The sequence below is a fragment of the Sulfurimonas sp. genome, from assembly GCF_026196735.1.
Taxonomy (GTDB): Bacteria; Campylobacterota; Campylobacteria; order Campylobacterales; family Sulfurimonadaceae; genus Sulfurimonas.
This window is the reverse complement of sequence record NZ_JAPHUF010000010.1, coordinates 78,050-93,664: the sequence shown is the minus strand read 5'-3', so window position 1 is coordinate 93,664 and position 15,615 is coordinate 78,050. Positions and strand designations below refer to the sequence as shown.

Below are 15,615 nucleotides of genomic sequence, written 5' to 3'. Positions count from 1 at the left end.
TTCAGCCTCAATTTTATATACAATTTCGGGACAGTTCATCATCTGGGTGTATTGCTATAATTAAATTTTTCATTCACTACCACCTATGTAAAATTGTTGAAGTTTTTTGAATTTTACTTAAACCGTTGCTGATATAAAAATTTAGAGCATTAGTATTTTTAACTTGTGTTCCTGTTTGAATTGTATAATCTTTAAAATAATCTAAAACTTTATTAATAAGCACTCTGCCAACTCCTAATCCTCTAAACTGTTCTACTACTGCTACAAAAAAAAGTGTCGCTATTTCTTTATCTACATTAACCAAAATAATACCAGCAAACTCACCACTAATTTTGGCACTAAACATATGCTTATCCTCTGAAAGTTTATAGTTTTTCAAGTAATTTGTCCATAAAATATCTGCTTTAGAATTACTAATATTTAAATCTGTATGAAATCTTGTTAAGGAAAACGACTTTCCTAATTCATCATACGGTAGTTTTTCATTTTTATTTTCTTTGATTGCTTGAATTTGATTGATAGTATCTTTATCTTCAGAGTTTTTATCACTTATATATTCCAGTGTAATTTCTGTATCAATGTAAGTACAACCGCATTCTTGTAAAAATGACACTATTTCATAATTAAAACATGTATCTATTTTTACGGTAACAAAACATCCTTTTAATCTTTCTTGTATTTCTTTTTTTATCAGATTACTCACAAGAAGATTTGATTTTTTAATATCTAAAAAATATGATGGTCTATTGAAAAATTCACTATCCCAATCCAAATATCTAAAATAATAGCATATCTCTTCATCTTTTAGCACAATATCATTAGAAAAGCTCATCTATTAACTCCACTATTTTACTTGTATTGAAAATGTTTTTGTCTAATGGTTTAATTGGGTTTGTGATAGCATCTCTCAATTCACTATCACTAAGTTCTCTGTAACCTAAATATTTTGCCCAGCCTTTTTCATCAAAATATTCACATCTTGCTATTTGATGTTTATAAGTTGCAATTAAAATAGGTGAAACTTTTGTTGCTACCAATTCGCTAGATGTCAGTCCACCTGCTCCTATACCTATGTCACAAGCCAAGTATTCATCTAGCATATTTGTAATGTTATGCTTTATTTGGTACTTCACACCACTGTTGTTTAATCTAGCTTCCAAGATATCTTTATATTCATAACCAGAACCTGTGATAACATTTAACTCTATTTCTAAATTGAATCTTATTATACTATCGACAACTTTACCAGTAAAATCAAATTCATCTGCCCCACCCATTGCGATTAAAACTTTTTTATTAGTTAAATTGAATTTTCTTATTTTTACCTTTTTAGAATAAAATTCTTTAGGTAAAATAACATATTCTGGCCCTAGTAGAAATCTTGTATTTGGATACTTTTTTATATCGAAAAACTTATGAGCCTCGACATCCCAATCAATTACCAAATCTAAATCATCTAAAATATTACCATCAAAATTAACTGCTACTTTTTTAATTTTTTCACTTATACCACTATACTCAGATAACTTTCTTTCTGTAATTTCAAAAAACAGTATATCTATGTCATAACTATCTATAAAATTATTTATATATGTGATTTCATCTTTTAATACTGTAGTAGAATCAATAATAAAACAATTTTGCAAATCATATTTTTTAACTAACTCTACCCCAGCTTTATAATCTTTGATTATAAAATACTTTTCATAAGTTTCATCAAAATACTTTGATATATTGATCAATGACATCAAATCACCTATCCCAATATGAGGAGCAGCATCTGCCCTAAAGAGTATCTTTCTCATTTATAAAATAGATTCCCAATTTATTGGATCTTCAAAGCCAATATTTTTTGTTGCGGTTACTTTGTTTTCTTTAAATAACTTAAGATACTTAGGCTCCAAACCTTTTTCTTTTTTACCTGCTCTTAAAATAGAAATATCTTCTGCTTTTATTATTTCGCCTTTTTGAATATCTTTTTTAGAAAACAGTGTCATATAACAAAAATCTCTTAAATATTGTTCATGTTCATGACATATTTTTTCACTGCTTCCATATATAGTTTTGTCAATTTTAAAAGTCTTTTTTTCATATCGTTTTTCTGCATCTCTAATATCTACAACCATCTTTTTCAATTCATCTGGTTCAAGTGCGAAGAAATGATCAGGACCTTTCATCTGCTTATCTAATGTTATATGTTTTTCAACAACTGATCCACCTAAATAAATAGATTGAACAGGTGCATCTGAAGGTTCCTCTGTATGATCTGAATACCCGGTTTTAATATTTGGAAAAACTTTTGCAAATGTATCCATAACACCCATATTTACATCTTCTAACTTTGTCGGATATTGAATCGAGCAATGCAATATAGTTAAATTGTCATGATACTTTAAAACTGTATTAACGGCACCTTCTGTTTCACCGATAGTAGCACCACCAGTACTCATAATAATAGGAAGTCCAGTTTTTGCAGCAGCTTCAATAAGAGGTATATTAGTAATGGTATAAGAAGAAAGTTTAATTACTTTCATCCCTTTTTCTATCATTATATTCAAACCTTCGATATCAAATACTGAAGCCATAAAATCTATTTTTTTGTCTTTGCAATACTTCATTAATTCATCTACCCACTCATTTGGTAATTCGAATTTTTTTACAGCCTCAAAAATATCATAACTATATTCTTCTTTATCATCTTTCCAATCGAGTTCACCTGCACTTCTTGGATACAAATTTTTTGCACTAAATATTTGAAATTTAGCTGCATTACAACCAGCATTAACAGACATATCAATCATTTTGTAACAGTTGTCAAGACTGCCATTAAAATTTATCCCTATTTCTGCTATTATGTAAGTTTTCAATTCTCTTCCTTAAAAAATTCATCTAACCAACAAATGATTTTATTGTCCTGATTATTTTTTAAATACTTTTTAAAAATATCAAGCTTATCTTTCTCAACTGCCATTATATATAATTGGTTACTTTCATTAACTACTAAAGCAGTTTTAAAGCCTTCTTTTATCAATCTAGAATTAATGGAGGGTGTAGCATAAAATCCCCACTCTTTTGCAACGAAGTCATACTCTTTACCACTCCCTGATTTAAAAGAAACCATCTCATCATGATTTAAAAAGATTTTTCCATAATCTTTTATTTCATGCCCTTTTACACCAAAATGTCTTGGTTCATCTGTTAAATCAAGTCTCACTTTAAAAACTCTTTCCAAAATCCAAATTCTTTTTTAAATGCAGGCAAATACCAACTTCCATATTCATCTTTTTCCCATATGTCTAAATTTCTATGAGATTCCGCTAATTCATAAAATCTTTCTATAGATATATTTAAATAACTACAAAAACTTTCTATCTCTTTGTTCGGTATAGGCTCTTCATTATTTTTAAGATATTCTACAGACTCATCTCTTGTCATTCTTCCTTCTCGAATTTCAATAGCTAGATTATCCCAAAGCTTTGTTAATCCAAATTTATACCACTTCATAAAATGGTGTACTACTCTAAAATCACAATCAACACCTACAAAAGGATGTAAACCTAAAACAGGATTTTCAGCCCATTCAAAGCCGACTGTTTGTGATTTCTTTGCAACATCCTCTGGCTCCCATTCCATATACATACCTAAGAATAAGTTTTCAATACCTGCTTTATTTAATTCAGATTCATACGGTAACTGATAACTACTTATATCTTTTAAAGTTATATTTTCATCTATCCAGTCTTCAGCTACTGTTCCATTAGTAACACCATATTTTTTTATCCAGTCATAATCCATTCTAAATTTATTTCTATCATCTTTACTACCACCATATTCCAAGGCAGAATTTTCAGCCCAAACTATCAAATTAATGTTATACCTAAGTGCTGTTTTAATAATAGTGGACCACATTATTAGATGTTCTACTAGCGATGGATTACCATTTTGTTCAAATGTCTTCAACATAAATTTAGAGTCAATTTCAGGATTAACAGTAAAGTCAATATGATCTACGCCTAAACTTATTAAGTTATCTAAGTTTCTTTGCCCTAGTTCTGTTCTATATTGACATTTTATGGTTATTGCTAAAGGTTTCATACCCCGCTGAAGCATCGTATATACTTGCCATGTGCTATCTTTTCCACCACTTACTGGAATCAGACAGTCATAATCACCTTTACTTCTAAAAGTATCTAATATTTTATCTAATTCTTTGCCTCTTGATTTCCAATCAATCTCTTCTTTTTTTTCTTTAAAACCTAAGCATCCACCACATATGCCCTCTTCATTTAAAGTAATTCCAGGTCTACTAGTAGGCATAATACATTTTTTACAATATTTCATTTTCTTTCCCCAATCTTTTTACTTGGTGTACCCGTAATAATACTATTATCTTCATATTCAATATTACGTAAAAACGATTTAGCTCCAACTACGCATCCACTACCTAACTTAACATTTTTTGCGATCATTACTTCTGCTGCCAACCAGCAATCATCTCCTATAATTATCTCACCATATGAATGGTTCTGTTCTTTAATAAGCTTTCCTTTATCAAATCCATGCTCAGAAGATTGAATATAAATATGTCCAGAAATTAAACAATTTTTTCCAATACTAACGCTCACACCACAGTTGAAAACACAAAAAGGACCTATTCCAGTTCCTTCGCCTATAGTTAAGATTGTATCATTAGCAGAAACAAACCTAGTATCACTATCTATACTTACACTATCACAAATAACAATTTTGCCATTTTCCCTATTTCTAAGGTCAATATTACCTAAAAAATTAACATTATCTCCAATAACAATATTTTTAGCTTTACCTCGTATTTTAAGTTTTGGCACACCCTCACAATAAAAATTTTTACCAACTTTTATACCATAAATAATAAATATAAATTTAATTATGTAACTGTGAAGTTTCCAATAGTGCTTATTAGTAATTAAAGCTAAAAATTCAAACATTACTTAACTCCAAAAGATTTTTTCCAATCTTCAAAAACCATATTTTTGTAAGCACTTCTATTATATTTTCCATTTTCATCCCACTCATACCATTTATTTATTGGGGCTGCAAAGCCTCTTTTATCAGTTCTATTACTTATTTCATTCGGAATAAACTTTTTAGAAACTTCTTTTAATATCCACTTTGTTATACCATTTTTAATTTTATATTTTGATTGAACAGAAAAAGAATATTGAACCAACCTATGATCTAAAAATGGAGAACGATTTTCAATACTATGTGCCATATTCAATCTATCACTCATTTGTAAAAGTACTTGCATTGTGCTATAAAAATCATTTAAGCCCATAAAGTGAACAATATCTTCACTCATTTTATCAGAATAATTTCCTATAGTTTCATCTAAATATCTATTAACCTTTTCATTATAAGGATTTTCACATCTATTGACTAGTTTTGCATATCTACTACTTGCTGAGCCATGATACTTTCCAATAAGATAAGAGTATTGTTTCATCGCTTCTAGCTTATGTATTTGCTCGTCATGGTGAAGTAAGTGATATCTATGATAACCTGCAAACATTTCATCTGCACCTTCACCGCTCATAACTATCTTTATGCCATCTTTTTTAGCCCTCTCTAGTAACATCCACAAAGTAAAACTTGTCCAAGTACAAGGAGTATCTAGATGATAAGCTATATCCTTTCTTGTTCTTATAAAGTCTTCTTTGGTTGGTGACACAATAATTAATTCTTTATTAATCTGTTTTGCCACCATCTTAGCGTAATCTAATTCATCAAAGTCACTATAGTTATAATGTGCTGTATATAAATAGTCTGGCTTAGCGATACAAGCAATAAGTGAGCTATCAACACCACCACTAATAAATGCAGCATATTGATGTGCCGTATTTTTTGTTCTTAATAGTATAGAATCCTCAACTAACTCACTTAAATCAGAAATTATTTTTTCTTCATTATCTGGTATATCAATAATATTATCCCAAATTTTCCAATAATTATAGACTTGGTATTTCCCATTATTAACTTTAATATATTCACCTGGCTCTAATTGATATATATCTTTAAAAAGTGTCTCTTTCCCAACTGTAAATTCATAAGCTTCATAAGAAACTGCCTCATCATTAAATCTTGGTTCCACTAAATTAAGTAAACATTTCATCTCACTTGCATATGCGAAAAAATCTTTACCTTGAGTATAGTATAAAGGTTTTTCTCCAGATTTATCTCTAACAATAGTTGTTTCTTTTTTTTGTTTATCATAAATAGAAAAAGCATACATTCCATTATGTTCACCAAAAGAGTCTACACCGTTTTTTATATAACTAACTAAGGCTGTTTCTGTATCTGAGTTTGTTCTAAAGTTATAGCTAGATTTAAGTGAGTTTCTTATTGAGTCATGATTATATATCTCGCCATTATAGACAATAGAATAATTTCCACTATTATCAACAATTGGTATATCATGATCAATGCAGTCTATTATACTAAGTCTAACCATACCCATTGTTGTATTATCATAAGTTTCAAAATCTTTTTGATCTGGTCCCCTATGAGATATCAAATCTAACATTTTAGATACTATTTTTTTTGAATCATAATTTTTATTTGAAGATATAAAACCTGCTATTCCACACATATTTTAGTTTATAACCTGTATTAAGTTACCATCACACAACTGATGATATAAAGTATTCTCACTGTATTTAAAGTTCTTAAAAAAACCAGTATTGTCTAAAACATACTTAACTTTTGACAGACCGATTTCATCTATTTTATTTTGAGTATAAAATTTATATTCTTTAGATAAGCTCATTATTACAACCACATCCGTTTTTATCGTATTTGAATTGATATCCATAAATTCACAATGTGGTAATACCTCTAATACTTCATCTTTATTAAAATTATCATCATGTATGTATACTTGTATATTTTCTTTATTGAGATATTCAGCTAACATCACTGATGGAGAAAATCTTAAATCTTTCATACTATTATAAGAAGAAAGACCAAGTATTGTTACAGAATTTACATTTTTATTTTTCAATAAATTAACATAGTAAAATAAAAATGAAATATTTGTATTGTTTGCCTCTTTTAAAATCGATAAAAAGTCTCCGGAAGAGCTTCTTAGTATATTTTCTATAGATTGTTCAGATTTATAATCTACACTGCTAACACCTAAAAATAAATTATTAAAATTCATATCTTTTAATAAATTTTTAGACAACTCATTAATATCTACATGTGGATATGCTAAAGACAACTGATTGAAAAATGCAACCATAGTATAGTTTAATGCATTTTTTGTATTTTCATAAATTTCAGATTCTTCAATGCTACTTAGCTTTATCGATTCTAAGTTCAATAATTTAAGAAAGATTTGTGTTTTATCAACTGCTTCTAGATTATTGCCTGATATTGTTTTTTTATAGTTTTTATTGAAAAAATCTTCAATTGTCCAATCACTTCTAAAAACAGTTGAGACTTCAATATTTAAATTATTTTCTTCTAATATTTTACAAAAAACATCTTCAATTGTTTTTGGTATACCTGCTGATTGAAATATAATTAAAGAATCTTTTAATTTATCTCTGTTTTTAACAAATAATTTTGCTAATTCACTATAATCAAATTTATCAGTATTTGGAAATGATACAATATGTACATGGTTTTCAAACAATAAATTATTATCTTTAACAACATCCAGTTTTTCAAGATTTAAAATAGGAATTTTACCACCCTTTGACCAACTATTTAATTGTTCTTTACTTGGGTATGTATTACCTATTAAATCATCCAACCTAGATTCATTAAAATCATAAACTGTTGTTCTAAACCCATTTTTTTGTAATCTTAGTATTGTTGTATATCCTAAATATCCTATACCCCAGATAGAAACTTTTTTTGTTTTTAAAATCAATTCTTTAAAGTTATTCATAATTTCAACCTACTATTTTATTTATGGTTTTAACAACATATTCTACTTCTTCATCACTCATAGCTGAACACATTGGAATAGATAAAATAGTATCAAAAACTCTGTCAGCAACTTCAAAATTATTATCAGACCTATTTTTATAAAAAGTATGCAAATGCAAAGGAATAAAATGCACACTTGCGCCAATATTGTTTTCTTTTAATTCTTCTATAAAATCATCTCTATTAATATTTTTAGGTAATCTAATTGGAAACAGATGATATGTGTGAGAATGCTCATCAGAATCCTTGTTAAAAGTTAATTTATTAGTTAAATTTTTTCTATAATATGAAGCTATATATCTTCTTCTTTTATTCATTTTATCTAGTTTATTTAACTGAATTATTCCTAATGCAGCATGAAGACTGTCCAAGTTTGCTTTATAACCAATCTCTTCTATATCATAATACCAACGACCAGCTTTTTCATATCTTTTAAAAGCTTCTTTATTAATTCCAAAATAACTCAACTTTCTCATTTTTTCAATTAATTCTTTATCTTTAGAAACAGCTGCACCACCCTCACCCATTGCTAGGTTTTTTGTTGCATAAAAACTAAAACATGTAATATCTGAGAAGTTTCCTATTTTTTTATCTTTATAACTTGTACCTATTGCATGTGCTGCATCTTCTATAACTTTTAAATTATATTTTTTTGCTAAATCACTAATGGCTTGAATATCACAAGGATACCCAGCAATATGCACTGGAATAATCGCCTTTGTTTTATCCGTAATCAATTTTTTTGCTTTATGTACATCTATATTTAAAGTATCTTCTTCAATATCACATAAAACAACTTTAGCACCAATCCAATCCACCACTTGAGCAGTAGCTGCAAACGTCCATGTTGGCACAATAACCTCATCCCCCACCTTTACATCTAAAGCTAAGAGAGCTAAAAAAAGTGCTGAAGTGCATGAATTTAAACCAAGAGAATATATCTCATCATCATATTTTAAATATTCTGATAATGCATTTTCAAATTCCGTAACTTTTGGACCAGTTGTTAACCACCCAGACTTAATTGTATCTACTACTAAATTAATTTCATCATCACCAATATCTGGCTTTGCCAATGGTATAAAATTTATCATTTCTCTATAACCTCGCCCGTATCCTGATTTCCAATTTCCGGATACCAACTATCACATGTGCTACATACTGGATCAAATAACTTTTGTTCAAGATGTTGCCAACGTAAATTTTTATATTTATCATTATGCCAAATCTCTTGTAATGTATTTTTTGTAACATCACCCATGCCATCACTATCCCAATCATGATTACATCTAGCAATAATTCCATTATCGTATATAAGCATTTCGTAAACTGGCATCATACATGGTTTTCTTTCTTCTCTTGGATTTATAAGTGACCCAAAATTACCATCAGTTGAGTGTTCTTCATATATTCTCACTCTGTCAACTTTATCTTTCCATATATTAATAAATTCTTTACACATATCTTCCGTTGTTTCAGCAGTCTTAACCATAGATGCCTGTGTTCTCACACGACCTTGATTAAAATCTAAAAAATCTAAAATTTTTGCTTCAACTTTTTCATATTTCGCTGGCAGTCTAGTAATATTAAATCTTTCAGGAGTGTCTAAACTAAAAGATAAAAAATCAAGTCCATTAATTATTGATTGATATTTATCAGGATTTAAAATTGTGGCATTTGTAGCCATTTGAACTTCTTTAAACTTACCACTAACATAATTAAGCATTTCATTGAACTGTGGATGCAACATACTCTCCCCACGCCTATGTAAAACTAAGGTTGTACTAGGATGGATTGCTGATTCATCAATAATTTTTTTAAATAAATCAAATGTCATATACCCAGTTAACTCATTAACAAGGTGCCTTGGACAATATGTACATTTCAGGTTACAATCACTTACTAACTCAATTTCAAGTCTTAACGGAAAATCTGGTGTAGAATAATTCATATCTCTTCTTTAGTGTCTTTTAATATATTTATAATGTCTTCTGATTTAAAAGAAAAATCTTCTAAATTTGATGCTATTATTTTGGCTACAATCATATCTTCAGGATAATCTATAGTTAAAGTAAACTTTTCTAACTCTTTTGGCTTTAACTTTAAATCTAATTCTTTTACATTAAGCTTAGAAATATTATCACGAATATACTTTGTTACATGCTCTTTATCTTCCTTTGATAAGTCGTCATTGTATACTTTATTTAATAAATTAGAACTAAATACTTCTGACATAAATCCATTCAAAGTATTTGTTGTTGAAATATAATCAATATTAGCATTAGATTCATAGTAATCAAACATTTGATCTATAGCCTTAACATCAACAAATGGAGAATCACCACATACTCTACATATAACATCTACATCAAAAAAAATTGAAGCATCAATATACCTTTTTAAAACATTATTTAGTTCACCCCTAAAAACAGCAATATTTTTATTAACACATAGTTCATATAACTCATCATCACTTTCTTCATCAGAAGTTATTACAACTACTTTATTAGCTTTTTTTGACTCATTACATCTATTATAGACATACTCTACTAGAGTGATATTATTTATTTTTTCTAACATTTTTTTTGGGAACCTTGATGATGAAAGTCTAGCTTGAATTAAAATGGTTTTTTTCAAACTATTACACCATTTTCTAATCTATAAATTTTTTCACACCTTTCTATTGTACTTAGTCTATGTGCAATTATAATTAATGTTTTGTCTTCACTAATATTGTATATTTCATCCATAATTTTGCTTTCTGTTTCTAAATCTAGTGCAGAGGTAGCTTCATCTAATACTAAAATATCAGGATTACCATATAACGCTCTAGCTATAGCAATTCTTTGTTTTTGCCCGCCACTTAGCATTACACCACCCTCTCCAACTAATGTATATAGGCTACCTTTGTTTAAAATAAAATCATATATATTTGCTTTTTTTAAAACTTCAAAAATTTTACCTTCATCATAATCCCTTCCAAATACTATATTATCTGCAACTGTACCATCAAAAAGATATACACTTTGAGGAATATAACCTATCTTAGATCTCCAGTCCTTAATATTCGTTTCATCTAGCTTTATATCATCTACATGTATACAGCCAGATGTCGGTTTATGCAGTCCCATAATAATATCTACTAATGTAGACTTTCCGCTTCCACTCTCTCCAATAAAAGCTATTTTGTCATTTTTATTAATATTTATATTAATATCTTTTAATACTGTCTTTTCTTTATCGTATTCAAAATTAATATTTTGAATACCTATTTCCTTATTAAAAGATACTAATTCCTCACCTAATAATTCAGTGTTGTATATTAAATCATTATGTATAACTTCTAATGATTTTAAATAAAATAAAATATTGTTATAATTTGTTGCTATTCTATTGATTGATGGCATCAATCTATACAGTGCCAATACAAACATAAACAACATAGAGAGAACTGATGAAATATTGTTTTCATATTTCCAAACCAAATATAATACAATAATTATAATTAAACTAAACGCAATTGCTTCTAAAACTAATTTAGGAACTTGCAGTAATGTTTGTGCCATTATATTAATTTTAGAATAATTGGAACTAGCATCTTTAAACTCTTTCAATACAATATTATCACTTGTATGAAGCTTTATAAGTTTAAAATTTCCAAAACTTTTATTAATAACTTCAAAGAATAATTGTTGTACATTCACCCTATCCTCACCTTGTTTTTTTATTTTTACTGAGATTGTTTTCAGCATTAAAGTAGCATTTATTAAAAAAAAGAATGTTAATAACAATGTAATTTTGTAATTGATAAATAACATCATGCTATAAATTAATACAGTAATTAGCAGTTCGCTTATCATAAACAATACAGATGATATTAATCTAGTTAAATTGTTTGCTTCAGAAACAATTATTTTTGTTAAATTTGATGAATTTTTTTTTACAAAGTCTTTAAATTCCATACCCATATAATTCTTAAATAATCGACACACTATAAAATGATAACATTCATGGGAAAATTTCGCCATAGCATAGTTATAATATATATTTATAGCACTTCTAAAAAAATAATATAATATTAATATGATTCCAAACATAATTACAAAATGCATATCATCATCAAATTGAAATAAATTAAAAAAATATATAAAATATTTATTTGAATGTATACTATTGGAATCCATAGCAACTGACATAAATGGCATTATGGCAGATATACCAATAACTTCAATGATAGAAATTAAAATAGAAAATAAAACCAGAATCAAGAAGTTTTTTTTATCTTGTTTTGTAAATATACTATGTAACTTATTAGTCATTTATAAAGTACCATCAGAACTATCCAAAATAGACTTTACATCAAACAATACTTGTTCTAGGTTATTTAATTTAATTTGTTTGTACTTTTCATGTCCTACAGCTACTACAATAGCCTTATATTCATCTAACTTAAAATTTTCAATTAATTGTAAATTATATTCTTTCATTACTTCATTTTTATTCACAAGATAATCACTTACATCTACATTGCATCCATACTCTTGAAATCCATTAATAATATCAACTACTCTACTATTTCGTATATCAGGACAGTTCTCTTTAAATGCTATGCCTAGTACTAAAACTTTAGCACTATTTATATTTATATCTTTTTTTATCATAAGTTTTATAGTTTTTTCAACTACATACTTACCCATGCTATTATTAATTTGTCTTGCACCAAGAATTAGGTTTGGCTTATACCCTAATTCCTCAGCTTTATACGTAAGATAGTATGGGTCCACACCTATGCAATGGCCACCTACAAGCCCAGGTTTCAATTTAATAAAATTCCATTTTGTTGCAGCTGCTTCTATTACTTCATTTGTAGGTATATTCATAGTATTAAATATAAGTGCTAATTCATTTATAAGTGCTATATTTACATCTCTTTGTGTATTTTCTATTACCTTACTGGCTTCTGCTACTTTTATACTAGAACATTTATATGTACCAACAGTTATAATTGATTTATACAACTCATCTATTTTTGTAGCTATGATTGGAGTACTTCCACTCGTTACTTTAAGTATTTTTGTTACAGTACGTTCTTTATCTCCTGGATTTATTCGTTCAGGACTATAGCCACAAAAAAAATCACTATTAAACTTAAGTCCACTAGTTTTCTCTAGTTCAGGAACACAGATATCTTCTGTAACACCAGGATAAACAGTTGATTCATAAATAACTATATCATCTTTTTTAAGTACTTTTCCGACTGTTTGGGATGATTTAATAAGTGGTGTTAAATCTGGTTTATTATTTTTGTCTATTGGAGTTGGTACTGTTACTATATAAATATTTGAATTTTCTATATCATTTAAATTTGAACTATACCTAAGATGATTTTTTATTCCTGTCAATTCCTTACTAGTTAACTCTAAAGTTCTATCAAAATTATTATTCAATTCTGATATCCTTTCATTATTGATATCAAAACCAATCACATCATACTTTTTTTTTGCAAAAGCATGAGCCAACGGTAGTCCTACATAACCCAAGCCTATTATACATATTTTATACATTTTTCAAATACCATTCATACATCATTTTAATTCCATCTTCTAACTTAATATTATGTTTCCATCCAAGTTTATGTAACTTAGATGAATTAGTTGATTTTATCATTGTTCCATCCGGCTTGTCTGTATTAAAATAAAGTTCACCATTGAATCCAATAATATCTTTTATTGTTAAAGCCAACTCTTTTATTGAAATATCAACTCCTGTTCCAATATTAATGTGAGTATTTATTATCTCCCTATCTGTGGAAGAAAAAGTATCCTTAAAATTTCTATTTTCTAAAAGAAACACACAAGCATCTGCCATATCTTCTGAGTATAAAAATTCTCTTCTAGGTTTTCCACTTCCCCAAATTTCAACTTGAGGAGTATTATTAACTTTTGCTTCATGCATCTTTCTTATAAGTGCCGGCAACACATGCGAAGTTTCTAAATCAAAGTTATCGTTAGGTCCATAAAGGTTTGTTGGCATTACTGATATAAAGTTTGTGCCATATTGCATATTATAACTTTCACACATTTTTATACCTGCTATCTTTGCTATAGCATACGGTTCGTTTGTGTATTCTAGTTCTGATGTAAGTAAACTATCTTCAGACATTGGCTGAGGAGCGTTTTTTGGATATATACATGTGGAACCTAAGAATAAGAGCTTCGTAACACCATTCACATAACTTTGATGGATTATATTATTTTGGATTTGTAGGTTTTCATATATAAAGTCAGCTCTATAAGTATTGTTAGCAACTATGCCACCAACTTTTGCAGCAGCTAATATTACATACTCTGGCTTTTCAGCTTCAAAAAAGTCAGATACTGCTTGTTGATTTAATAAATCCAACTCTTTATGAGTTCTGTAAATTAAATTTGTATAACCTTTTGAAAGTAGATTTTTCAATATTGCACTACCTACAAGACCACGATGACCAGCTATATAAATTTTACTTGTTTTGTTCATTACTCGAAATAACTCATAGTTTTATAGCCACCATCTTGCAGATATACATCTTTTGTCATAAGTTTTAAGTCTGATTTCATCATATCATCTACAAGCTCTTTTAGCTTATATTCTCTAATCCATCCAAGTTTTTGTTCTGCTTTAGTTGGATCCCCTAGAAGTAAATCAACTTCTGTAGGTCTGAAATATTTTGGATCAACTGCAACTACCTCTGTACCAACAGCTACTTGGTAATCCGGATTTGAGCAAGATAGAATATACGCTTTTTCATCGACCCCATTGCCTCTAAACTCTAACTCTATTCCTGCATAAGCAAATGACATTATTACAAAATCTCTTACTGTTGTGGTTTCACCAGTTGCAATAACCCAATCCTCCGGTTCATCTGCTTGAAGTATCATCCACATCATCTTTACATAATCTTTCGCATGACCCCAATCTCTTTTAGCATCGAGGTTACCAAGATATAGTTTATTTTGCAATCCTAATGCTATTTTAGAGGCCGCACGAGTAATCTTTCTAGTTACAAAGGTCTCACCTCTTACTGGAGATTCATGATTAAAGAGTATTCCATTACATGCAAACATACCGTAAGCTTCTCTATAGTTAACTGTTATCCAGTATGCATACATTTTTGCAACAGCATATGGACTTCTTGGATAAAAAGGTGTTGTTTCGCTTTGTGGTGTTTCTTGTACTTTTCCATACAGTTCAGATGTACTTGCTTGATATATTTTTGTTTTTTTTGTCAATCCTAATAGTTTTACCGCTTCAAGAATTCTCAATGTTCCAGTACCGTCTGCATTTGCTACATATTCAGGGGTTTCAAAAGATACTGCGACATGACTCATTGCTGCAAGATTATAAATTTCATCCGGTTGAACTTCTTGGATGATTTTAGTTAAGTTCATACTATCTGTCATGTCTCCATGGTGAAGAATTAGGTTTCTATTTTCTACATGTGGATCTTGATATAGATGATCTATTCTATCAGTATTAAACAGCGAACTTCTTCTTTTTACTCCATGTACAATATAGCCTTTCTTTAGTAAAAATTCTGCTAAATAACTTCCATCTTGACCTGTAATTCCTGTTATTAATGCTACTTTCTTATCTGTCATA

General features: G+C 28.6%; 15 protein-coding genes. All 15 read right to left on the bottom strand.

Annotation, left to right across the window (positions count from 1 at the left end):
* Window positions 1–76 precede the first annotated feature (76 nt).
* The 15 genes from OQK60_RS05965 to gmd are packed head-to-tail and all read right to left on the bottom strand — an operon-like array spanning window position 77 to window position 15,614.
* A complete protein-coding gene (locus OQK60_RS05965) occupies window positions 77–832 on the bottom strand; it encodes a GNAT family N-acetyltransferase (protein WP_297685102.1) in 756 nt (251 codons plus the stop codon).
* The gene (locus tag OQK60_RS05960; RefSeq protein ID WP_297685100.1) at window positions 819–1,805 is read right to left on the bottom strand and encodes a glycosyltransferase; all 987 of its coding nucleotides are present in this window, start codon (window positions 1,803–1,805) and stop codon (window positions 819–821) included. The genes OQK60_RS05965 and OQK60_RS05960 overlap by 14 nt, the downstream gene beginning before the upstream one ends.
* On the bottom strand, window positions 1,806–2,867 hold the full coding sequence (locus OQK60_RS05955) for an N-acetylneuraminate synthase family protein (RefSeq protein ID WP_297685098.1): 1,062 nt from the start codon (window positions 2,865–2,867) through the stop codon (window positions 1,806–1,808).
* Window positions 2,864–3,214, bottom strand: coding sequence for a hypothetical protein (locus OQK60_RS05950; RefSeq protein WP_297685096.1), 351 nt, complete (start codon window positions 3,212–3,214; stop codon window positions 2,864–2,866). The genes OQK60_RS05955 and OQK60_RS05950 overlap by 4 nt, the downstream gene beginning before the upstream one ends.
* Entirely contained in the window at window positions 3,211–4,341 is a 1,131-nt protein-coding gene (locus OQK60_RS05945) for an N-acetyl sugar amidotransferase (RefSeq protein ID WP_297685094.1), read from the bottom strand. Before OQK60_RS05945 ends, OQK60_RS05950 begins: the two co-directional genes overlap by 4 nt.
* Complete coding sequence (locus OQK60_RS05940; RefSeq protein ID WP_297685092.1) at window positions 4,338–4,967, bottom strand: acyltransferase; 630 nt, start codon at window positions 4,965–4,967, stop codon at window positions 4,338–4,340. The genes OQK60_RS05945 and OQK60_RS05940 overlap by 4 nt, the downstream gene beginning before the upstream one ends.
* Entirely contained in the window at window positions 4,967–6,628 is a 1,662-nt protein-coding gene (gene asnB, locus OQK60_RS05935; RefSeq protein WP_297685090.1) for an asparagine synthase (glutamine-hydrolyzing), read from the bottom strand. The genes OQK60_RS05940 and asnB overlap by 1 nt, the downstream gene beginning before the upstream one ends.
* A 3-nt stretch (window positions 6,629–6,631) precedes the next feature.
* The gene (locus OQK60_RS05930) at window positions 6,632–7,933 is read right to left on the bottom strand and encodes a UDP binding domain-containing protein (protein ID WP_297685088.1); all 1,302 of its coding nucleotides are present in this window, start codon (window positions 7,931–7,933) and stop codon (window positions 6,632–6,634) included.
* A gap of 4 nt (window positions 7,934–7,937) precedes the next feature.
* On the bottom strand, window positions 7,938–9,068 hold the full coding sequence (locus tag OQK60_RS05925) for a DegT/DnrJ/EryC1/StrS aminotransferase family protein (protein ID WP_297685086.1): 1,131 nt from the start codon (window positions 9,066–9,068) through the stop codon (window positions 7,938–7,940).
* Entirely contained in the window at window positions 9,065–9,925 is an 861-nt protein-coding gene (locus tag OQK60_RS05920) for a radical SAM protein (protein WP_297685085.1), read from the bottom strand. Before OQK60_RS05920 ends, OQK60_RS05925 begins: the two co-directional genes overlap by 4 nt.
* Window positions 9,922–10,611 (bottom strand): hypothetical protein, encoded by a 690-nt coding sequence (locus OQK60_RS05915; RefSeq protein ID WP_297685083.1) that lies wholly within the window; start codon window positions 10,609–10,611, stop codon window positions 9,922–9,924. Before OQK60_RS05915 ends, OQK60_RS05920 begins: the two co-directional genes overlap by 4 nt.
* Complete coding sequence (locus OQK60_RS05910) at window positions 10,608–12,293, bottom strand: ABC transporter ATP-binding protein (protein WP_297685081.1); 1,686 nt, start codon at window positions 12,291–12,293, stop codon at window positions 10,608–10,610. The genes OQK60_RS05915 and OQK60_RS05910 overlap by 4 nt, the downstream gene beginning before the upstream one ends.
* Complete coding sequence (locus tag OQK60_RS05905; RefSeq protein ID WP_297685079.1) at window positions 12,294–13,538, bottom strand: nucleotide sugar dehydrogenase; 1,245 nt, start codon at window positions 13,536–13,538, stop codon at window positions 12,294–12,296. It abuts the gene before it with no gap.
* A complete protein-coding gene (locus tag OQK60_RS05900; protein ID WP_297685077.1) occupies window positions 13,531–14,493 on the bottom strand; it encodes a GDP-L-fucose synthase in 963 nt (320 codons plus the stop codon). The genes OQK60_RS05905 and OQK60_RS05900 overlap by 8 nt, the downstream gene beginning before the upstream one ends.
* Window positions 14,493–15,614 carry a GDP-mannose 4,6-dehydratase gene (gmd, locus tag OQK60_RS05895; RefSeq protein ID WP_297685075.1) on the bottom strand — a complete coding sequence of 374 codons (1,122 nt, stop codon included), beginning with the start codon at window positions 15,612–15,614 and terminating at the stop codon, window positions 14,493–14,495. Before gmd ends, OQK60_RS05900 begins: the two co-directional genes overlap by 1 nt.
* Window position 15,615 lies beyond the last annotated feature (1 nt).